This is a genomic window from Pseudomonas sp. AC112 (assembly GCF_979253545.1).
The window spans coordinates 2,622,589-2,642,244 of sequence record NZ_CEEDCM010000001.1 but is presented as its reverse complement, the minus strand read 5'-3'; the positions used below and the strand labels follow the sequence as shown (position 1 = coordinate 2,642,244).

Genomic DNA, 19,656 nt, shown 5'->3' with positions numbered 1-19,656 from the left:
GTGTACCTCTTGAAGGAAGGGTCAGTGCGCGCCCAGCTCGCGGATCGACAACTTCATGCTTTCGAAGTCGTAGTCCGACAGGCCCACGTAATCCAGCACCAGATGGCCGATGGCTTTCCACTCATGGTCCACCGCCTGGTTGCCCAGTACGCGGTAGGACGAACAAATGTGCTCGGCCATTTTCAGGATCGCCAGCAGGTTCTTGAGCTGCGAATTGCGCGACGACTCATCGCTGAAAACCGCCAGGGCGTTGTGGTGGTTGGCGATGGCGTCGGTCACATGCTCCGGCAGGCGCCAGGACTTGGCGGTGTAGTAACCCACCACGGCATGGTTGGTGTTGAACGCGTTGTTCTCGGTGTCGACCACGCGGCAATCAGGGCCGGCGTTGGCGTAGGCCTGCTCCAGTACCGACATGTAATTGGGGAAACGCTTGAGCATCAGCGGCACGCCGCAATCGTGGAACAGGCCCAGGGCATAAGCCTCGTCCACCGCCTGGGCGCCGGTGCGCTTGGCCAGGGTGAGGCAGGTCATCGCCACATCCTGCGCGGTGTCCCAAAAGCGGTTGAGGGTGACGATGGTGTCGTCGCTCATCTCGCCCTTGATCGACAGCGCGTTGATCAGGTTGATGATCGAACGGCTGCCCAGCAGGTTCACGGCACGCTGGATCGAGGCAATCTTGTTGCTCAGCCCGTAATACGACGAGTTGACGATCTTCAGCAGCGCACCGGACAGGCCGGGGTCCTGGGAGATCAACCGGGCGATCACTTCCAGGTCCGGGTCGGGCATGTATTGCTCCATCTGCAAATCCACCATGATTTGCGGCTGGGGCGGCACGCTGATGCCTTGCAGGGCCTGTTGGATCTGTTCGGAAGAAAGCTCTTGGGACATAAGTACATACTCTGGGCTAGGCGGGGATTCTAACCTCTATGGGAACTTGACTGACACCTCAAAAACCCGGGCCGAACCCCAATTACCTGTAGGAGCTGGCTTGCCAGCGATAGCATCACCTTGAAGTGACTGAAAGACCGCGTCGACTGCATCGCCGGCAAGCCGGCTCCTACACAAGGCAGCCCCACATGTCTGGCGGCGCGGCCAACATCGACACAACACGGTATACTCCCGCTCTTTTTTCCGGAGCGACGTCATGTCCCTGCCAAGCCTGCGTCTCAAAGCCAACGCCGATCGTCGTTTGCGCAACGGCCACCTGTGGGTCTACAGCAACGAAATCGACGTGGCCGCCACCCCACTTCACGGCTTCCAGGCGGGCGACCAGGCCATCCTCGAAGCGGCCGGCGGCAAGACCCTGGGCATCGTGGCCATGAGCCCGAACAACCTGATCTGCGCCCGCCTGCTGTCGCGCGACATCAAGTTGCCGTTGGACAAGTCGCTGCTGGTGCACCGCCTGAACGTCGCCCTGTCCCTACGCGATCGCTTGTTCGACAAGCCGTTCTACCGCCTGGTCTACGGTGATTCCGACCTGCTGCCAGGCCTGGTGGTCGACCGTTTCGGCGACATCCTGGTGGTGCAGATCGCCTCGGCGACCATGGAAGCGCATAAAGAAGACGTGATCGCCGCCCTGACACAAGTGCTCCAGCCGAGCGGCATCCTGTTCAAGAACGACTCCGCCGCGCGCGACGCCGAAGGCCTCAACCGCTACGTCGAAACCGTGTTCGGCCTGGTGCCGGAGTGGGTTGCGCTGGAAGAAAACGGCGTGAAATTCGAAGCCCCGGTGATCCACGGCCAGAAGACCGGCTGGTTCTACGACCACCGCATGAACCGCGCACGCCTGGCCCCGTATGCCAAAGGCAAGCGCGTGCTCGACCTGTACAGCTACATCGGCGGCTGGGGCGTGCAAGCCGCGGCCTTCGGCGCCAGTGAAGTGTTTTGCGTCGACGCCTCCGCCTTCGCCCTCGACGGCGTGGAGCGCAATGCCGCGCTGAACGGCTTTGCCGAGAAGATGACCTGCATCGAAGGCGACGTGTTTGAAGCCTTGAAAGAACTGAAAGCCAGCGAAGAACGCTTCGACGTGATCGTCGCCGACCCACCGGCCTTCATCAAACGCAAAAAAGACATGAAGAACGGCGAAGGCGCCTACCGCCGCCTCAACGAGCAAGCCATGCGCCTGCTCAGCAAGGACGGCATCCTGGTCAGCGCGTCGTGCTCCATGCACCTGCCGGAAGACGACCTGCAAAACATCCTGCTGACCAGCGCCCGTCACCTGGACCGCAACATCCAGATGCTCGAACGTGGCGGCCAGGGTCCGGATCACCCGGTGCACCCGGCGATTGCCGAGACACGCTACATCAAGAGCATTACCTGCCGGTTGTTGCCAAATAGCTAAGTAACACCGCCCCCCTGTAGGAGCCGGCTTGCCGGCGATGGCGTTATGCCTGGCGCTGCATCAGCGCCTGACCCATCGCTATCGCCGGCAAGCCGGCTCCTACAGGGGATTTGCAGGCTTTATGGCGTTATGGGTTGAATTCCATTTTTCGCAGACTAGTATCGGTTTCTGGAATTACTCCGGAAAACAAAAACAATGTCTGAGTCCACCTACTCGCCCCCGCTCAGTGGCGAGATAAAACGCCAACAACTCTCGCGCTTCATCCTCATCACCTGCATCTCACTGATCAGCTTTTTCCCGATCAATATCCTGCTGCCCTCCTTTCCCGCCTTGGCTGAAAGGTTCGATACGCCCACCGCCGAGGTCGCGCTGTCCATCAGCCTGTTCACCCTGGTCTTTTCCATTTCTCAACTGATCACCGGCCCGCTGTCGGACAAATGGGGGCGCAAGGAAGTCCTGCTCGGGTGCATTACGCTGTCGATCCTGGGTGCCATCGGTTGCGCACTGGCGACGGACTACCTGACCTTCCTGCTGTTTCGCTCAGTCCAGGCCATGGGCTGCGGCTTTTTTGTATTAGGCCACGCACTGGTGGAAGACCTGTTCGAGGAGCAAGACCGCGCTCGCGTGCGCCTTTACTACATGACCCTGAGCGGCTCATTCGTTGCGTTGTCGCCGTTGATCGGGTCCTGGCTGCAAACCACCTTCGACTGGCAAGGCAGCTTTTATGGGTTCGCCGTAATGGCACTGGGCATGTTGATCCACGCCCTCTGCATCCTGCCGTCCAAGTCCGCCAGCCCACACCGCACGCCAGTGTCAATCATCGGCACGCTGAAAGCCGTCGCCCGTAATCGCGACTTCCTGCGCTACTGGTGGATCGCCGCACTGGTATTCGCCTGCTACTTCGCCTTGATCAGCGTGACACCGCTGATTTTCATGGACGCGCTGAAGCTCTCCGAATACCAGTACGCGCTGGTGCTGATGGTGTACGGCGTGGCCTATCTGCTGGGCGGCGTTGCGGCCTCGTACCTGCAAAAGCGGATTTCGCTGTCCCGGCAAATCAATATCGGCCTGGGGCTGCTGCTGGTCGCTGGCGTGCTGTTAACGCTGATCGTCAGCCTGGACGCCATCACCACTGTGACGTTGCTCATCCCGATGTTAATCAGCGCCCTGGCCGTAACCCTGGTTCGCCCGGCGGCGATTTCTGCGGCGATGCTGCTGTTCTCAAGCAGCGCGGGCACTGCCGCCTCGGCGGGCAACAGCATCATGTTCCTGACAGCCGCCATAAGCAGTGCCGCCCTGGCGCAAACCGGGTCCAACCTATTGATGAGCATCGCCCTGAGCTTCATCGTCTTCAGCCTGTGGGGCTGGCTGACCAATGCCAGAACCGGAGGCTGACCGACCCGCACGTCCCGTAGCCGCTATCTTCACGGTTGCGGCCATTCCCTCCAGCCGCCAGCGGTGTAGAATCGACGCTATTCATCGCCAGTCATCCCCCGGCGGGTTTATGAGCTCGAGGCCCAAGCACGCGGCGATCCCGCGACGCGAGTGGCAACTTCCGGACACACGGCCATTTCTGAGTGTTCCAGACGTCAATAGAAGCTCACTCCCCATTGATACCGATTAGCCGCCCGGAGTGCTCCAATGCCTGATTACCGCTCGAAAACATCCACCCACGGCCGCAACATGGCCGGCGCGCGCGCACTGTGGCGTGCCACGGGGATGAAAGATGACGACTTCAAGAAGCCGATCATCGCGATTGCCAACTCGTTCACCCAATTCGTACCGGGCCACGTCCACCTCAAGGACCTGGGCCAACTGGTCGCCCGCGAGATCGAACGCGCCGGCGGTGTCGCCAAGGAATTCAACACCATCGCCGTGGATGACGGCATCGCCATGGGCCATGACGGCATGCTGTATTCCTTGCCGAGCCGCGAGATCATCGCCGACTCCGTGGAATACATGGTCAACGCCCACTGCGCCGACGCCATCGTCTGCATCTCCAACTGCGACAAGATCACCCCCGGCATGCTGATGGCCTCCCTGCGCCTGAACATCCCGGTGATCTTCGTGTCCGGCGGCCCGATGGAAGCCGGCAAGACCAAGCTCGCCTCCCACGGCCTCGACCTGGTCGACGCCATGGTCATCGCCGCCGATTCCAGCGCTTCTGACGAGAAGGTCGCGGAATACGAGCGCAGCGCTTGCCCAACCTGCGGCTCGTGCTCCGGCATGTTCACCGCCAACTCGATGAACTGCCTGGTGGAAGCCCTGGGCCTGGCCTTGCCGGGCAACGGTTCCACCCTGGCGACCCACAGCGACCGTGAACAACTGTTCCTGCAGGCCGGCCGCACCATCGTCGAGCTGTGCAAACGCTATTACCACGACAACGATGAGTCGGTGTTGCCGCGCAACATCGCCAACTTCAAGGCGTTCGAGAACGCCATGACGCTGGACATCGCCATGGGCGGTTCCACCAACACCATCCTGCACTTGCTGGCCGCGGCCCAGGAAGCCGAGATCGATTTCGACCTGCGCGACATCGACCGCCTGTCCCGCCACGTGCCGCAACTGTGCAAAGTCGCGCCGAATATCCAGAAGTACCACATGGAAGACGTGCACCGCGCCGGCGGGATCTTCTCGATCCTCGGTTCGCTGGCCCGTGGCGGCCTGCTGCACACCGACCTGCCGACCGTGCACAGCAAGTCCATTGCCGAAGGCATCGCCAAGTGGGACATCACCCAGACTGACGACGAAGCCGTGCACACCTTCTTCAAGGCAGGCCCGGCGGGCATTCCGACCCAGACCGCCTTCAGCCAGTCGACCCGTTGGGACACCCTGGACGACGACCGTGAAAACGGCTGCATCCGCAGTGTCGAGCACGCCTACTCCCAAGAAGGCGGCCTGGCTGTGCTGTACGGCAACATCGCCCTGGATGGCTGCGTGGTAAAAACTGCCGGTGTGGATGAATCGATCCACGTGTTCGAAGGCCGCGCCAAGATCTACGAAAGCCAGGACAGCTCGGTTCGCGGCATCCTCGCCGACGAAGTGAAGGAAGGCGACATCGTGATCATCCGCTACGAAGGCCCGAAAGGCGGCCCGGGTATGCAGGAGATGCTGTACCCGACGTCCTACCTGAAATCCAAGGGCCTGGGCAAAGCCTGCGCCTTGCTGACCGACGGCCGCTTCTCCGGCGGCACCTCGGGCCTGTCCATCGGCCACGCTTCGCCAGAAGCCGCTGCCGGTGGCGCGATTGGCCTGGTGCAGGATGGCGACAAGGTGCTGATCGACATTCCGAACCGCTCGATCAACCTGTTGATCAGCGATGAAGAACTGGCGGCACGCCGGGTCGAGCAGGACAAGAAAGGCTGGAAGCCGGTCGAGAAGCGTCCGCGCAAAGTCACTACTGCGTTGAAGGCCTATGCCCTGCTGGCCACCAGTGCCGACAAGGGTGCTGTGCGCAACAAAGCGATGCTCGACGGCCTGTAAGCCTCGCGCATAAAAAATGCCCCGCCAAGTGCGGGGCATTTTTTTGCCTGATGAAAACCTTCAGGCCACTCAAGATCAAAATGTGGGAGCGGGCTATGCGCAATGGCTCAGAATTGGGGGGTATAGGTCATGGTAAACATCACATTGCGCGGGTCGCCATAGTAGTTACTACCCCAGTTCGCGTTATACGCAGGGATGTAGTACTTCTTGTCGAACATATTGTTCAGGTTCGCCGCAACGGTGAATTCCTGGTTGATCTTGTAGGCCACCCGCGAATCCCACAAAGCATTGCCGGGCACGCTGAATGTGCGGTCATAGGCGACGGTGCTGCTTTGCGCGGTCACACCGGCGCCGACGCTGACGTTGCTCCAGTCCCCCGGCAACTGATAGTCACCCCAGACCTTGAGCAGGTGCTTGGGCGTCCAGGTGCTGAAGATCTTGCCTTCGTAAGTGTCGTCCTTGATGAATTTGGTGGTGTTGTAGGTGTAGCTGGAAACCAGTTGCAGGCCCGGCAGCACCTCACCGCTCAAGGTGGCCTCGAAGCCCTGGCTGCGAACCTTGCCGGACGCGAGCGAGCAGTACCAGCCGCCACAAACCTTGCCGCCTTGCAGATCTTGAGCCGCACGGTTTTCCTGGTCATAGCGGAAAACAGCAAACGACGTATTGAGGCGGCCATCCGCCAGTTCGCCTTTCAGGCCCAGCTCGTAGTTCTGGCCCTCAATGGGCTTGAGCACGGTCAATGAGGTGGTCAGGTTGGTTTGGGGCTCAAAGGCGTCGGTATAGCTGGCATAGGCCGACCATTGCTCGTTGAGCGCATAAACCAGGCCGGCGTAAGGCGTGACGTGACCATTGCTTTGCGTGGTGCTGCTGGTCGGCTCGCCGTATACCCCCCTGGCACCGCTCTCGTCCCGATAGGAATAGTCATACCAACTGGTACGCGCCCCGAGGATCACCGTCAGCGGGTCCATTACTTGGACGCGCCAGGTGCCATAAATCCCCTTCTGGCGAATGTCATACCAGCTCTTCGTCGCATTCCCTGCCTGGAACAACTGGTTCCTGTCGCGCTGCGGACGGTTGTGGTCGATGTTGAAGATATCCGCCCCCGGCGTCGCCGCGCGCGCCCAGAAATCATCCGTGGTGAGTTTGGAATAGTTGGCGCCCAGCACCATCTCCTGCCGCAACCCCAGGCCTTCGAACTTGCCGTCGACATACACGTCCACACCGCGACTCTTGGTGTTGAAGTCAGTGACCCAGTCCACGTAACGCACGGTGCCGGTGTCACCGGGATTGGGGATGGTGTCCCACGTGGCCTGGTAGGTCGCGTCGTTGTGTTCATCCATGGCCACCAGAGCGGCCTTCACTTTCCAATCATCGTTGAAGCGATGCTCGATATCGGCAAACACCTGGGTCTGGTCATTGACGTTACGGTTCCAACTGGCGCCGACAAAGGTCGAGCGCGACAGGCCGATATCGCTGCCGTTGGCGTACCGGGGCAGCGACATGAAGTTGGGCCGCGAGTGGCCCTTCTGGTTGCTGATGCCCACGCCGACGGTGGTGTCTGGCGTGAAGTCGTAGTCCACCGCTGCATAGACCGTCTGGTTCCAGCCGCCGGCGTAATCGACAAAAGAATCGGTCGTGTCGTAGTCCGCCACAAAACGGCCGCGTAAGGTGCCTTCGGTATTGAGCGGGCCACCCGCGTCCACTTGTGTGCCGTAGTGGTCCCAGGAACCGGCCTTGGCAGTGACGGTGACGGTCGGCGCCTGTTGCCCGCGCTTGCGCACCAGGTTCATCGTGCCGCCGGGGCTGTTCGCGCCCTGCAGCAAGGCGGCCGGGCCACGCAGGGTTTCCACGCGGTCGTAGATCGCCATGTTTTCGGTGAGGTAGCTGCCCAGCGCGTAGGTGTTGCGCGGAATGCCGACGCCGTCGTATTGCAGGGTGCCGACCTCAAAACCACGGGAGAAGATAAACATGCCAGGGCCAGGGGACTTGGTCGCCGTCAGGCCGGGGGTGCGCTTGACCACTTCGGACAACTTGGTGGTGTTCTGGTCGTCCATCTGCTTGCGGGTCATGACGCTGACCGATTGCGGGATGTCCTTGAGCTTTTGCTCGCCTTTGCCGATGGTCACGGCACCGGTGGTGTAGGAGCCGGTGCCTTCGGTGGTCGCCCCCAAGCGTTCAGCGCTGATGGTGGTGGCACCGACTTCGAGAGCGCCACCGGTGTCCACGCGTTTTTCCAGGGTGACGGTATCGGCGTTGATAAACGCCGCGCTCAGCCCAGTGCCGCCGAGCAGTTGCCCCAAGGCTTCACGCTGGCCCAGGTTGCCAATCACTCCCGGCGACACCACCCCTTGGGTCAATTCACCACTCACCAACACCTGAACCCGTGTCACCGCCGAAAACGCCGCCAGCGCACCGTCCAGGCTCTGCCCTGGAATATCAAAACGGTAGGTCTGTGCCTGAGTGGTCTCAGCGGCCTGCAAATACAGCGGTGCGGTGCCGCAAGCCAAGGAAATGGCCAGTGCCAGCAAAGGCCGTGCGGCGTATCGGTGTGCCATGGATGAAGCTCCCCGGTGCAAAAAAGTCTGTGATCGGCGCCGCACTACTTGAGAGTGCTTACTATTTACGCCTCAGTGATCAAGGACGATGGCTTGCGGGGAAACCCTGAAACTATTTTGAAAAAGTTGTCGTCAGGACGCTTTGCCTTCGCGCAACACCAGCAAATACGGGGTGTAGTGTTCGACCTGCAGATTGAGGGTGTATTCCAGCGCTTTGATCACGGCGTCGGGTTTGTCGATCTCGAACACGCCGGACACCACGCGATTGCGCAGCGCATCGCCCAGTACCACGGTCTTGCCCGGCCAGTAGCGATTCAACTCGCTGACCACTTCCGACAGGGGCTGCTGGCGGAACACCAGTTGCCGTTGGCGCCAGGCGAAACCGCTGGCCGGGTCGAAGCCATGTACCTCTGCGAGGTGCTGGTCCTGATACTCCACCGCCCGGCCTGGCTCCAGGAAGACCGGCTCACCACTGCCCGCACTGACCTGCACTTTGCCCTGAGCCACCTGCACACGCGTCTGTGCATCACGCCGTGCCACGCTGAACTGGGTTCCGACCACTTTCACCCAGCCATCGCCGGACTGCACCACGAACGGCCGCGCCGGGTCCTTGGTCACGCTGAAAAACCCTTCACCACGCAGCAGACGAATCTGACGCTCACCGCCGCTCATGCGCACTTGAATCGCGCTGTCAGTGTTGAGTTGCAACTGGGAGCCGTCGGCCAGTTCGACCGTGCGCGATTCGCCGGTGCCCGTGGCGTAGTCCGCGCGCAGGCGGTCGAGCCAGGGGGTGTTTTGCACGGTCAGGCCCACTGCCAGCAATATGGCAGCGGCATATGCCCAACGGCGCGCAGGTTGGCGCCAGGCAGCCTGTTCGGCGCGGCGGATCACCCGCGCCGGTTCACGCAAACCGCCGAGCATGGCCTGCACCTCCTGCCAAGCGTCATCCTGTGGCTGGCCCTGCCCAAGCCAGGCGGCAAAGGCGTCCATTTCGGCTGCCGTGACATCTTCGGCCTGCAGGCGGAAGTACCAGGCGGACGCTTCTTCGAACAACGCGTCGGCTGTGGGTAGAGCAGTCATGACCGACGTCCTTGTGTGTCGCAGGCGAGCCGCGTCTTGATGTAGGCGCGGCATTCAATCAAGGCGCGACGCAGTTGGTATTCCACGCTGCGCGGGCTGATCGACAGGCGATCGCCAATCTCGCGGTAGGAAAGTTCGTCGACATGATAAAGCAGGAAGATCTGCCGAGTCGCTTCGGGCAGCGACAGGATAGCGTCCTGCATGAGTTGCTCCTGCTGGTAGGCGGCCAATTGCTCGTCAGCACCTGGGTTGCCGCACGGCAGCTCTTCGCTGGGCTCGCCGGCATCCAAGCGTTCACGGCGGATGGCCTGGCGCTGGTGATCGCGCACCAGGTTGCTGGCGATGGTAAAGAGGAAGGCCGGGAGGTTGTCGATCTTCTCGCCGGAGTCCAGGCGCGCCAGGCGCAGGAACGATTCCTGGGTCAAGTCAGCGGCCACCTGAGCGCTGCCGGTGCGACGGGTGACGAAGGCTTCGAGGGCTTTCTTCTGCTCCGCGAACAGGCGCGCGATCTGCGAATTCCAGGAGGACACAGCACTACCTTGAAAAGAACGGAGGGTTCAGGAAGTGCGCACGCTAGCAGAGGATGAGATTGGTTCGCAATTGATATCTATTTTTGCCGACCTCTGTAGGAGCCGGCTTGCCGGCGATGACGGCCTTGAGCCTTGCATTGATCTCACTGACGCCATCGCCGGCAAGCCGGGCTCCTACACGGTTGCGTAGGGCTACTGGATTTCGTCAGGCTTGACGATCACCCAGTTCTTGTCCGCCGTCACCGGCAACCCTTCCTTGGCCTGCGCCGCCGCATGCTTGGCGATCATGCCGTTCAGTTGGGTCATGTATTTGTCCTTGCGGTTGATCCACAGGTGGATGCCGCCCTTGGCCACGTCGACATCGTGGAACAGCATGTAACCGTCGCTGGTCGGCGTGTCGCCGCCGACGATCACCGGTTTTTTCCACTCGTCGATGTAGGTGAGGATTGCCGCGTGCTTGCCCGCCATCCAGGTCGCCGGGGTCCACAGGTAAGGGGTGAGTTCCAGGCCGAGGTTGGCCTTCTCGTCATATTTGCCGGCCGTGATCTGCTTGCGCGCGGTGGTCAGTTCGCCGGTCTTGCGGTCCTTGAGCAGGGTGGTCACGCCGATGACGTTCTCGGGTTTGACGTTGTAGCCGTACTTCGGATCGGCGGCGACCATGCGCACCAGTTCTTCCGAGGCGGCGGTCATCACATACACTTCGATGCCGTTTTCCATCAGCTTGTTGTACAGCTCGGCCTGGCCGGTGAAGACTTTCGGCGGCTGCACCTCAGACTGCTTCACCACGTCGCCTTCAAAATAGCTGACCGGCACGGGCTTACCGGAGGCCATCAGCTCATCGACCTGCACTTTGAGTTCCTTGAGGGTGAACCCCGAGAACACCTGGGCAACCCACGGGTAGCAGACCATGTCGTCCACTTCGCAGAGGCGATAGTAGTAACTGAACAGACTTTCCTTATGGTCGGCGGTGTCTTTGAACGGCATAAGCTTGAGCGACGGATCAAGGCTGTCGCGGGTGATCAGGCCCTTGTTTTCCATGTAGGGCAGCAAGGATTCTTCGAGGTCGTAGCGGTAGCTGGTGTTGTCCATGTCGAACACCGCGTAATTACCCTTGTTGGCGTTGGCGGCGATCATTTTGTTCAGTTGCTCGGCGGCCGGTGCCGGCCAGTGTTTCAACTCGGTGGCGGCCATGGTTTGTCCGGCAAGGCCCAGACACAGCGCGGCGGCAAACAATCTCGAAGCGAGCTTCATATGCGTTTTCTCCCTGAGTTAAAAACATCGACGCTAACAAATCCCTGTGACAGTTACCGCCCGAGCGCGACCGCTTGCGTCGTGATCGCGCCAAAGGCATGTGCATGCGCGCCAGATGCTTATTCCAAAAACGACAGTCACCATTCCATATCGGTATTAAATCAATATATTTCAAGCTGTTAGGCTTTCCGGTTCGCAATCGCAGGCTCTCGCGATTGGCTGCCTTCTCAACGGAGCTTCAATGAATCTGCCCCTGATTCTCAACTTACTGGTGTTCGTGGCCCTGTTGCTGGGCCTGGCACAAACCCGTCGTACTAACTGGAGCCTCGCCAAGAAGGTGCTGGTTGCCCTCGTACTCGGCGTGGTGTTCGGCACTGTCTTGCACACGATCTACGGCGACGGCAACCCGGTGCTCAAAGCCTCCATCGGCTGGTTCGACCTAGTCGGCAACGGCTATGTGCAACTGCTGCAAATGATCGTGATCCCGCTGGTATTCGCCTCGATCCTCAGCGCCGTGGCGCGCCTGCACAATGCCTCGTCACTGGGCAAGATCAGCTTCCTGACCATCGGCACGCTGCTGTTCACCACCGCGATTGCGGCGCTGATCGGCATCGGCCTGACCAACCTGTTCGGCCTCACCGCCGAAGGCCTGGTGGCCGGTACCCAGGAAATGGCGCGCCTGCAGGTAATCCAGAGTGATTACGCCGGCAAGGTCGCCGACCTGAATATCCCGCAATTGCTGCTGTCGTTCGTGCCGGCCAACCCGTTTGCCGACCTGGCCCGGGCCAAGCCGACCTCGATCATCAGCGTGGTGATTTTCGCCGCCTTCCTGGGGGTTGCCGCGCTGCAACTGCTCAAGGATGACGTGGAAAAAGGCCAGAAAGTGCTCAACGCCATCGACACCCTGCAAGCCTGGGTGATGCGTCTGGTGCGCCTGGTGATGAAGCTGACCCCGTACGGCGTATTGGCGCTGATGACCAAAGTGGTCGCCGGTTCCAACCTGCAGGACATCATCAAGCTCGGCAGTTTTGTCGTGGTCTCGTACCTGGCCCTGGGCCTGATGTTCGTGGTGCACGGCCTGCTGCTGTCCCTGGCCGGGATCAACCCGCTGCGTTTCTTCCGCAAGGTGTGGCCGGTGCTGACCTTTGCCTTCACCAGCCGCTCCAGCGCGGCGGCGATCCCGCTGAGCATTGAAGCGCAGACCCGTCGCCTGGGCATTCCGCAATCCATCGCCGGGTTCGCCGCGTCGTTTGGCGCGACCATCGGCCAGAACGGTTGCGCCGGTCTTTATCCTGCGATGTTGGCGGTGATGGTCGCGCCGACCGTGGGCATCAACCCGCTGGACCCGCTGTGGATCGCGACGTTGGTAGCCATTGTGACCCTGAGTTCGGCCGGCGTTGCCGGCGTGGGTGGCGGTGCAACCTTTGCCGCGCTGATCGTACTGCCGGCCATGGGCTTGCCAGTGTCACTGGTGGCGCTGCTGATTTCCGTAGAGCCGTTGATCGACATGGGCCGCACGGCATTGAACGTGAATGGCTCGATGACGGCCGGCGCGATCACCAGCCAGGTCATGGGGCAGACGGATAAGGCGTTGTTGAATGCGGATGAGCATGCGGAGTTAGCGCAGGCATAACGAAATCAGCTAGCAGGGATCTAGCTCCCTGCTAGCTCAACCGATCGGCAGCCTTCCGGTAAACTTCTTCACGCTCACGCTTGTCGACGGCAACGACAAATACCGTAATCTCCTGCTCGATCACTTGATACACCAACCGATAGCCGCTGCTGCGAAGCTTGATCTTGTAGCAGTCGGGCAAGCCATGCAGACGGCTGGCTTCAATACGTGGATTGATCAATATCTCAGCCAGCTTCTTTTTAAACTGTTGGCGAACGGTATCGCCGAGTTTGTGCCATTCCTTTAAAGCGCGTGCATCGAAATCAAGTTCATAGGTCATCCAGTGAGACCTTCACTCGCTGAGGCGCAGTCAACCGCTCCCGGACGGTTACAAACAAAGCCTCATCATCTTCAGTCATGAGGACAGGTTTGAAGGGCAACTGACCGCGCTCTGCCACATACTGCAATGCTTGGCGCATCAATTCCGATGGAGTGACGCCGAGCTTTTCCAGCTCGTAATAAGCACGAGCCTTAAGGTCGTCGTCGATACGTACGTTAATAGAAGCCATGGGACAGCCCTCACTGTAAAGACATTAGTCATTACAGTGGCGCATAAGGGCTTCTTCTGCAAGTACGCCTTGTCCGGTTCCGACTAGGCCTTTTCCCAAACCTCGAAGTTATACGCCGGCTTATCTCCCTCAGCCGCATTCTCGACATTCGACACCAGCTTCCACTGGTTCGTATCAAACTGCGGAAACCACGCATCCCCATCCGGACTCAGCGCTACCCGCGTGAGGTACAGGCGATCCGCCTGCTCCAGCCCCTGCGCATACAACTGCGCACCGCCGATCAGCATCAGTTCGTCCACGCCTTGCGCCTTGGCCCATTCCTTAGCGCGCGCTAGCGCCGCGTCCAGTGACGGAAAAACTTCCGCACCTTCCAGCGCCAGGCCGGTCTGACGGCTAACCACAAGGTTCAAGCGCCCCGGCAGCGGTCGGCCCAGGGAGTCCCAGGTCTTGCGCCCCATGATGATCGGTTTGCCGAGCGTGGTGGCCTTGAAATACTTGAAATCCCCCGGCAAATGCCAGGGCATGCTGTTGTCGACGCCGATCACGCGGTTTTCACCGAGGGCTGCGATCAGGCTTAAAGGGAGAGTTTTTTTCATGGCGACGAGAATACCAGAGCCCCGAGCCAGGGGTTATGCTCCAGGCTCACAAACACAACAGGACTACGCGTGACTCCACTGCACACACTCTGGCTGACAGAAACCGTGCGCCTGCGCGAAGAACACGCCGGCCCGCTGGAAGACCTGGAAGCCAACCGCCTGGCCCGCACGGCCGGGGGCGACCTGCCGACACGTATCCAGCAGCGCGCCTTGCACCTGGCCGAACGCGATGGGCTCACGGCGGCCCTCACCCGCTGGCTGCAAGGTGCGCGTCTGGCGCTGGTGCTGCTGGCAATCGTCGCGGTCATCAGCGGCGCAGGGCTGGCGTTTGCTGCACTGGGCAACGGTCTAACGCCGGTGAATGTGTTCTGGGCCTTGGGCAGCCTGCTTGGCTTGAACCTGATCCTGCTGATCAGTTGGGCGCTGGGCCTGCTGTTTGCCGGCGAACACAGCGCCAGCCTCGGCCGACTGTGGTTGTGGCTCAGCGAAAAGCTCGCCCGCGACGCCAAGGCCGCCCAACTGGCCCCCGCACTGTTACTGCTGCTGCAACGGCAAAAACTCAATCGCTGGGCCGTGGGTGTGCTGGTCAACGGCCTGTGGCTGCTGGCGTTGCTCAGTGCCTTGGTGATTCTTCTTACGCTACTCGCCACCCGCCGCTACGGCTTCGTGTGGGAAACCACCATTCTCGGTGCCGACACCTTCGTCGCCGTCACCCAGGCCCTCGGCACCTTGCCTGCTCTGTTGGGCTTCAATGTGCCGACCGTCGAGATGATCCGCGCCAGCGGCGACTCCGCACTGAGTATTGAAAGCGCCCGCCAAGCCTGGGCGGCCTGGTTGGTGGGCGTGCTGCTGGTGTACGGCCTGCTGCCACGCTTGATCCTCGCCCTGCTGTGCCTATGGCGCTGGAAGCGTGGGCGCGCCGCGCTGCGCCTGGACCTCAACCTGCCCGGCTACAGCCAACTGCGCGAGCGTCTAATGCCGAGCAGTGAGCGCCTTGGCGTCAACGACGCTGCGCCCGAACAATTGCATCACGTCAGCGGCGGCGTCAGTGAACTGGAAAGCGATGGCGCGCTGCTGGTCGCCATCGAACTGGACGACCAGCACGCCTGGCCGCCCAAATTGCCGGCCAGCGTGAAGAACGCCGGCATCCTCGACAGCCGCGAATCACGCCACAAACTGCTGGAGCAACTCTCGCGCTTCCCACCCGCACGCCTGGCCATCGCCTGCGACCCACGGCGCTCGCCGGATCGCGGCAGCCTGGCACTAATCGCCGAACTCGCTCGCAGCGCCACCGCCACCCGCGTGTGGCTGCTACAAGCGCCGCCCGGCCAGGCCCTGGACGCCGAGCGCCTGGGCGACTGGCACGCCGCGCTGCAACAGCTTGAGCTGCCGTTCGCCGACTGCGCGCCGTTGAACTGGCTGGAGACCGGTCATGACTAAGCCACTGAAACTCGCCGTGGTTGGCCACACCAACGTCGGCAAGACCTCGCTGCTGCGCACCCTCACCCGTGACGTGGGTTTCGGCGAAGTCTCCCATCGCCCCAGCACCACGCGGCATGTCGAAGGCGCGCGGCTATCGGTGGACGGCGAAGCCTTGCTGGAGCTGTACGACACGCCCGGCCTTGAAGACGCCATCGCCCTGCTCGATTACCTGGAGCGCCTGGATCGCCCCGGCGAACGCCTCGACGGCCCGGCACGCCTGGCGCGCTTCCTGGAAGGCAGCGAAGCCCGTCAGCGTTTCGAACAGGAAGCCAAGGTGCTGCGCCAACTGCTGGCCTCGGACGCCGGCCTGTATGTGATCGACGCCCGCGAGCCGGTGCTGGCCAAGTACCGCGATGAGCTGCAAGTACTGGCCTGCTGCGGCAAGCCGTTGCTGCCGGTGCTCAACTTTGTCAGCAGCAGCGACCACCGCGAGCCAGACTGGCGCGAAGCCCTGGCCCGTCTTGGCCTGCATGCGCTGGTGCGGTTCGACAGCGTGGCGCCGCCGGAAGACGGCGAACGGCGCTTGTACGAAAGCCTCGCCCTGCTACTGGAAAGCGCGCGACCACAGTTGGAGCGCTTGATTCTTGACCAGGAGGCCCAGCGCCAGGCCCGTCAGCAAAGCGCTGCGCGCCTGATCGCCGAGCTGCTGATCGACTGCGCCGCGTGCCGTCGCAGCGTGGTTACCGAGGATGAGCAGCAAGCCATCGGCGACCTGCGCAAAGCCGTGCGCCAACGCGAACAAAAATGCGTGGAAGCGCTGCTCAAACTGTTCGGCTTCCGCCCGCAGGATGCCGCTGCCAGTGACTTGCCCTTGCTCGACGGACGTTGGGGTGATGACTTGTTCAACCCCGAAACCCTCAAGCAACTCGGCGTGCGCGTTGGCGGTGGCATTGCCGCCGGCGCGGCGGCGGGTGCCGGCGTGGATTTGCTGGTCGGTGGGCTGACCCTCGGCGCCGCCGCCATTGCCGGTGCGATTGCCGGTGGCGCCCTGCAGACCGCCCGCAGCTATGGCAGCCGGCTGCTGGGCAAGATCAAGGGCCAGCGCGAGCTGACCGTGGACGACAGCGTCTTGCGCCTGCTCGCCCTGCGTCAGCGCCAGCTGCTCAAGGCCCTGAACCTGCGTGGCCATGCGGCGATGCACAGCATCAAGGTCGATACGCCTCAGGACAAGACTTGGCGCGAAGGCAAATTGCCGGACGCGCTGCACAAAGCCCGCGCCCACCCGCAATGGTCGTCTTTCAACCCACACGCCAGGCTCAGCCAGGCCGAGCGCCAGGAACAGGTCGAAGCACTGGCCCAGCGCCTCGACGACGCCTAGGCCGCCAGCAGCTGCCGCGCCTTGGCCTTGAGCACGTCAAGGTCGAGCACCGGCACGTGCATCTCCTTGGCCTGTTCATCCCAATGACGCATGCGCAAACTCACGGCGCACAGCGGGTCCTGTTCAAATGCCTGGGCTTCTTCGGTGCTCATCACACCGCCCTGAAAGGCCAGGGTACGGCGGCTGGCCTCGCTGAGGCGGGCGTAGTAGTCCGGCTGGCTGAAGGTCAGGTAACGCTTGGCCTGCACGTGGTACTCCACCAACCGGGCCATGCGTTCGCTGAATCCTGCGCGGCGCAGGTAATCCGCCCCCAGCCGTTCATGACTGACCACGCCGTACCCGCCCATGTTCTCGCCGCCCTGGCCGCAGAGATGCCCGATGTCGTGGAAAAACGCCGCCAGCACCACTTCATCATCAAAGCCTTCGGCCATGGCGAGTTGCGCGGCCTGGGACATGTGCTCGATCTGCGACACCGGCTCGCCGATGTAATCCGCCGTGCCGTGCTGCTCATACAAGCCGAAGACCTCGGCGATGGTCTGTTCCGGGTTCATCACGCAGCTCCCCACAAGGTACTGATATTGCGCTCGGCCATCGCCGGCCCCACGCTCATGCCCACGCCCGTGTGCATCAACGCGGCGCTCACTCCTGGCGAGACCCGCAGGAATGAAAACGGCCCCGGCCCGCGCGAGCCGTACACGCCCTGCCAGCGTTCCACCACCTGGATCTTGCAGCCCAGCGTCTGCTCAGCCAGTTCGATCATCCAGTCATCCACCTGCTCGGCATTGAAGGGCGACGCATCGCTGCCGTAGTCATGGGAGTCGCCGATGATCAGTTCGCCATGGGGGGTCGGGCTGATCAGCAGATGGATGCCGTGCTCGTGCAGGTGTGGCGTTTCACGCAGGATCTGCGCCTGCACCGGCGCGGCTTCCGGCAGATCGGCGAACGCGCCGTAGTGCACGCAACTCAAGCCGGTGAGCAATGCGTGTTGCAGGTTCAGGTTCACCACTGGGCGGGCGCGCAACATTTGCAGGCGGCAGATGCTCGGGTTGAGTTCGGCGATCGATTCGGCCAGCAGGGTCTGGTAGTCGTGGCCGGAGCACACGATGATCTGCTCGCCGCGAAAACTGCCCGCCGTGCTGTGCAATTGGCCCGGCTCCACGTCGCGCACCAGCGTGGAGAAATAGAACTCCACGTTCAGCTCTTGCGCCAGGTAGCTGATCAGCGCCGGGATCGCTTCACGCGAATACAGCTGCTGATCGTCCTTGCCATGCAATGCGGCGCGGTGATGACGGAACTGGCCGCCGTACAGATCCTTCATGACGGCGCCTTGCAGCAGTTCGACGTTGTAGCCGTGCTCTGCAGCGCGGCCAACGCAGAAGGCTTCCAGCAAATGCTCTTCCGCTTCGGTGCGGGCAAACAGGTACGCGCCGTTGCGCTTGAGTTGCAGCCCGGCGACCTGCGCCCAATGCCCCCAGATGTCGCGGCTTTCCCGCGCCAGGTCCAACATTGGCCCCGGCGGTTGCCCGGTCACGAGGGCCTGGCCGAAGTTGCGCACCGAGGCGCCCAATGGCGTGGCGCTGCGCTCGAACACCTTGACCGTGAGGCCGCGCTTGGCAGCGGCAAAGGCGTGGGACAGGCCGAGGATGCCGGCGCCGATGATCAGCAGGTCGGTTTGGTGTGTCATGGAGTAATGTCCTGAATTCAAGGCCGCCTTCGCGAGCAAGCCCGCTCCACATTTTGAATTGCGAACACCATCAAATGTGGGAGCGGGCTTGCTCGCGAAGAGGCCAGTAGCCCTAACGAAAATCTTACTGACCTGCCACCTTCTCCGACTTGCCGTCATAGCGCTTGCGCCATTCGGTCAAAATGCTGTCACGGTTCTTCGAGGCCCACGCGAAGTCGTTCTTGATCAGGCGTTGTTCATAGTCGGCCGGCAATTCGGTCTGTGGCTTGGCAATGCCGGGTTGGGCGAGGACGGCAAAGTTGTCCTTGTACAGGTCCATGGCCGCTGTGCTGGCAGAGAAGTCAGCCAGTTTTCTGGCCGCATCGGCGTGGGCTGTGCCCTTGATCACCGCCGTGGCTTCGATGTCCCAGCCCAGGCCTTCTTTCGGCAGGATGATGTCCAGCGGCGCGCCCTGGCGTTTCAACTGCACGGCCGGGTATTCGAAGCTGATCCCGATCGGGAATTCACCCGACGCCGCCAGCTTGCACGGCTTGGAGCCGGAGTGAACGTACTGGCCGATGTTCTGGTGCAGGTCGTCCATGTATTGCCAGCCTTGCTTCTCGCCAAAGGTCTGCAACCAGGCGCTGACGTCCAGGAAACCGGTGCCGGACGAGGCCGGGTTGGGCATGACGATCTTGCCTTTGTACTCAGGCTTGGTCAGGTCCTGCCAGCTCACCGGCTTGGTCAGGCCCTGCTTTTCGGCTTCGACGGTGTTGAAGCAAATCGTTGCCGCCCACACGTCCATGCCGACCCAGGCCGGAGGATTGGCGGCGTCGCGGTAGTGTTTGCCGATCTTGTCCAGGTCCTTCGGTGCGTAGTTGTCCAGCATGCCTTGCTGGTCGAGGATCGCCAGGCTGGAGGCGGCCAGGCCCCACACCACATCAGCCTGCGGGCGGGCTTTCTCGGCCAGCAGCTTGGCGGTGATGATGCCAGTGGAGTCGCGTACCCATTTGATTTCGATATCGGGGTTGGCCTTTTCGAAGGCCTGCTTATAGGTCTTCAACTGCTCGGCTTCGAGGGCCGTGTACACGGTCAGCTCGGTCTTGGCGAAGGCATTCAGGCTGAATGCAGTGAGTACGGCAGCGACCAGCGCCAGGGGCTTGAACATGGAACACC

The 19,656-nt window shown here is 61.8% G+C and carries 17 protein-coding genes; 6 read left to right on the top strand and 11 right to left on the bottom strand.

Annotated features, from left to right (window positions below; genetic code table 11):
- Positions 1–21 precede the first annotated feature (21 nt).
- Complete coding sequence (locus AC0IYN_RS12175; protein WP_406599338.1) at positions 22–834, bottom strand: HDOD domain-containing protein; 813 nt, start codon at positions 832–834, stop codon at positions 22–24.
- A 310-nt stretch (positions 835–1,144) separates the two neighbouring features.
- Here AC0IYN_RS12175 and AC0IYN_RS12170 point away from each other — a divergent pair, with 310 nt between their 5' ends.
- From AC0IYN_RS12170 to ilvD, 3 genes are all read left to right on the top strand, one after another.
- Positions 1,145–2,341, top strand: coding sequence for a class I SAM-dependent rRNA methyltransferase (locus tag AC0IYN_RS12170; RefSeq protein WP_471841551.1), 1,197 nt, complete (start codon positions 1,145–1,147; stop codon positions 2,339–2,341).
- Between the two features lie 195 nt (positions 2,342–2,536).
- Positions 2,537–3,736 carry an MFS transporter gene (locus tag AC0IYN_RS12165; protein ID WP_471841548.1) on the top strand — a complete coding sequence of 400 codons (1,200 nt, stop codon included), beginning with the start codon at positions 2,537–2,539 and terminating at the stop codon, positions 3,734–3,736.
- A gap of 246 nt (positions 3,737–3,982) precedes the next feature.
- Positions 3,983–5,824, top strand: coding sequence for a dihydroxy-acid dehydratase (ilvD, locus tag AC0IYN_RS12160; protein WP_016976011.1), 1,842 nt, complete (start codon positions 3,983–3,985; stop codon positions 5,822–5,824).
- Positions 5,825–5,931: 107 nt separating this feature from the next.
- Here the strand turns inward: ilvD and AC0IYN_RS12155 are convergent, their stop codons facing one another.
- The 4 genes from AC0IYN_RS12155 to AC0IYN_RS12140 all read right to left on the bottom strand — a co-directional run bounded on the left by AC0IYN_RS12155 (position 5,932) and on the right by AC0IYN_RS12140 (position 11,240).
- Positions 5,932–8,379, bottom strand: a complete 2,448-nt coding sequence (locus tag AC0IYN_RS12155; RefSeq protein ID WP_471841545.1) for a TonB-dependent siderophore receptor — start codon at positions 8,377–8,379, stop codon at positions 5,932–5,934.
- A 132-nt stretch (positions 8,380–8,511) separates the two neighbouring features.
- Positions 8,512–9,459, bottom strand: a complete 948-nt coding sequence (locus tag AC0IYN_RS12150) for a FecR family protein (protein WP_471841543.1) — start codon at positions 9,457–9,459, stop codon at positions 8,512–8,514.
- Positions 9,456–9,989, bottom strand: a complete 534-nt coding sequence (locus AC0IYN_RS12145; RefSeq protein ID WP_406599330.1) for an RNA polymerase sigma factor — start codon at positions 9,987–9,989, stop codon at positions 9,456–9,458. Before AC0IYN_RS12145 ends, AC0IYN_RS12150 begins: the two co-directional genes overlap by 4 nt.
- 192 nt (positions 9,990–10,181) lie before the next feature.
- Complete coding sequence (locus AC0IYN_RS12140; protein WP_406599329.1) at positions 10,182–11,240, bottom strand: HAD family hydrolase; 1,059 nt, start codon at positions 11,238–11,240, stop codon at positions 10,182–10,184.
- Positions 11,241–11,481: 241 nt separating this feature from the next.
- Here AC0IYN_RS12140 and AC0IYN_RS12135 point away from each other — a divergent pair, with 241 nt between their 5' ends.
- Complete coding sequence (locus AC0IYN_RS12135; RefSeq protein ID WP_065902204.1) at positions 11,482–12,873, top strand: L-cystine transporter; 1,392 nt, start codon at positions 11,482–11,484, stop codon at positions 12,871–12,873.
- 31 nt (positions 12,874–12,904) lie between these two features.
- Here the strand turns inward: AC0IYN_RS12135 and AC0IYN_RS12130 are convergent, their stop codons facing one another.
- The 3 genes from AC0IYN_RS12130 to AC0IYN_RS12120 form a co-directional block, all read right to left on the bottom strand.
- Positions 12,905–13,192, bottom strand: a complete 288-nt coding sequence (locus AC0IYN_RS12130) for a type II toxin-antitoxin system RelE family toxin (protein ID WP_406599328.1) — start codon at positions 13,190–13,192, stop codon at positions 12,905–12,907.
- Positions 13,182–13,421 (bottom strand): type II toxin-antitoxin system RelB/DinJ family antitoxin, encoded by a 240-nt coding sequence (locus tag AC0IYN_RS12125; protein WP_338574457.1) that lies wholly within the window; start codon positions 13,419–13,421, stop codon positions 13,182–13,184. Before AC0IYN_RS12125 ends, AC0IYN_RS12130 begins: the two co-directional genes overlap by 11 nt.
- Positions 13,422–13,504: 83 nt before the next feature.
- Positions 13,505–14,017 (bottom strand): dihydrofolate reductase, encoded by a 513-nt coding sequence (locus AC0IYN_RS12120; RefSeq protein WP_457239790.1) that lies wholly within the window; start codon positions 14,015–14,017, stop codon positions 13,505–13,507.
- A 69-nt stretch (positions 14,018–14,086) separates the two neighbouring features.
- Between AC0IYN_RS12120 and AC0IYN_RS12115 the strand changes: the two genes are divergently transcribed.
- Both AC0IYN_RS12115 and AC0IYN_RS12110 read left to right on the top strand, forming a co-directional pair.
- Positions 14,087–15,457 carry a DUF2868 domain-containing protein gene (locus AC0IYN_RS12115; protein ID WP_406599326.1) on the top strand — a complete coding sequence of 457 codons (1,371 nt, stop codon included), beginning with the start codon at positions 14,087–14,089 and terminating at the stop codon, positions 15,455–15,457.
- Positions 15,450–16,817: a DUF3482 domain-containing protein gene (locus tag AC0IYN_RS12110; RefSeq protein WP_471841536.1), complete on the top strand. Its 1,368-nt coding sequence runs from the start codon at positions 15,450–15,452 to the stop codon at positions 16,815–16,817. Before AC0IYN_RS12115 ends, AC0IYN_RS12110 begins: the two co-directional genes overlap by 8 nt.
- On the opposite strand, the gene AC0IYN_RS12105 is transcribed toward AC0IYN_RS12110, so the two are convergent.
- The 3 genes from AC0IYN_RS12105 to AC0IYN_RS12095 form a co-directional block, all read right to left on the bottom strand.
- Complete coding sequence (locus AC0IYN_RS12105; RefSeq protein WP_406599324.1) at positions 16,814–17,368, bottom strand: phosphonate degradation HD-domain oxygenase; 555 nt, start codon at positions 17,366–17,368, stop codon at positions 16,814–16,816. The genes AC0IYN_RS12110 and AC0IYN_RS12105 overlap by 4 nt on opposite strands.
- Positions 17,368–18,501, bottom strand: a complete 1,134-nt coding sequence (locus AC0IYN_RS12100; RefSeq protein WP_406599323.1) for a TIGR03364 family FAD-dependent oxidoreductase — start codon at positions 18,499–18,501, stop codon at positions 17,368–17,370. The genes AC0IYN_RS12105 and AC0IYN_RS12100 overlap by 1 nt, the downstream gene beginning before the upstream one ends.
- A gap of 124 nt (positions 18,502–18,625) precedes the next feature.
- Positions 18,626–19,648, bottom strand: coding sequence for a putative 2-aminoethylphosphonate ABC transporter substrate-binding protein (locus AC0IYN_RS12095; protein WP_406599322.1), 1,023 nt, complete (start codon positions 19,646–19,648; stop codon positions 18,626–18,628).
- Between the last annotated feature and the right edge of the window lie 8 nt (positions 19,649–19,656).

Coding starts and splice junctions, on each gene's coding strand:
- AC0IYN_RS12170 (WP_471841551.1), top strand. CDS start 1,145: ATGTCCCTGCCAAGCCTGCGTCTCAAAGCCAACGCCGATCGTCGTTTG.
- AC0IYN_RS12165 (WP_471841548.1), top strand. CDS start 2,537: ATGTCTGAGTCCACCTACTCGCCCCCGCTCAGTGGCGAGATAAAACGC.
- ilvD (WP_016976011.1), top strand. CDS start 3,983: ATGCCTGATTACCGCTCGAAAACATCCACCCACGGCCGCAACATGGCC.
- AC0IYN_RS12155 (WP_471841545.1), bottom strand. CDS start 8,379: ATGGCACACCGATACGCCGCACGGCCTTTGCTGGCACTGGCCATTTCC.
- AC0IYN_RS12150 (WP_471841543.1), bottom strand. CDS start 9,459: ATGACTGCTCTACCCACAGCCGACGCGTTGTTCGAAGAAGCGTCCGCC.
- AC0IYN_RS12140 (WP_406599329.1), bottom strand. CDS start 11,240: ATGAAGCTCGCTTCGAGATTGTTTGCCGCCGCGCTGTGTCTGGGCCTT.
- AC0IYN_RS12135 (WP_065902204.1), top strand. CDS start 11,482: ATGAATCTGCCCCTGATTCTCAACTTACTGGTGTTCGTGGCCCTGTTG.
- AC0IYN_RS12130 (WP_406599328.1), bottom strand. CDS start 13,192: ATGACCTATGAACTTGATTTCGATGCACGCGCTTTAAAGGAATGGCAC.
- AC0IYN_RS12125 (WP_338574457.1), bottom strand. CDS start 13,421: ATGGCTTCTATTAACGTACGTATCGACGACGACCTTAAGGCTCGTGCT.
- AC0IYN_RS12120 (WP_457239790.1), bottom strand. CDS start 14,017: ATGAAAAAAACTCTCCCTTTAAGCCTGATCGCAGCCCTCGGTGAAAAC.
- AC0IYN_RS12110 (WP_471841536.1), top strand. CDS start 15,450: ATGACTAAGCCACTGAAACTCGCCGTGGTTGGCCACACCAACGTCGGC.
- AC0IYN_RS12105 (WP_406599324.1), bottom strand. CDS start 17,368: ATGAACCCGGAACAGACCATCGCCGAGGTCTTCGGCTTGTATGAGCAG.
- AC0IYN_RS12100 (WP_406599323.1), bottom strand. CDS start 18,501: ATGACACACCAAACCGACCTGCTGATCATCGGCGCCGGCATCCTCGGC.
- AC0IYN_RS12095 (WP_406599322.1), bottom strand. CDS start 19,648: ATGTTCAAGCCCCTGGCGCTGGTCGCTGCCGTACTCACTGCATTCAGC.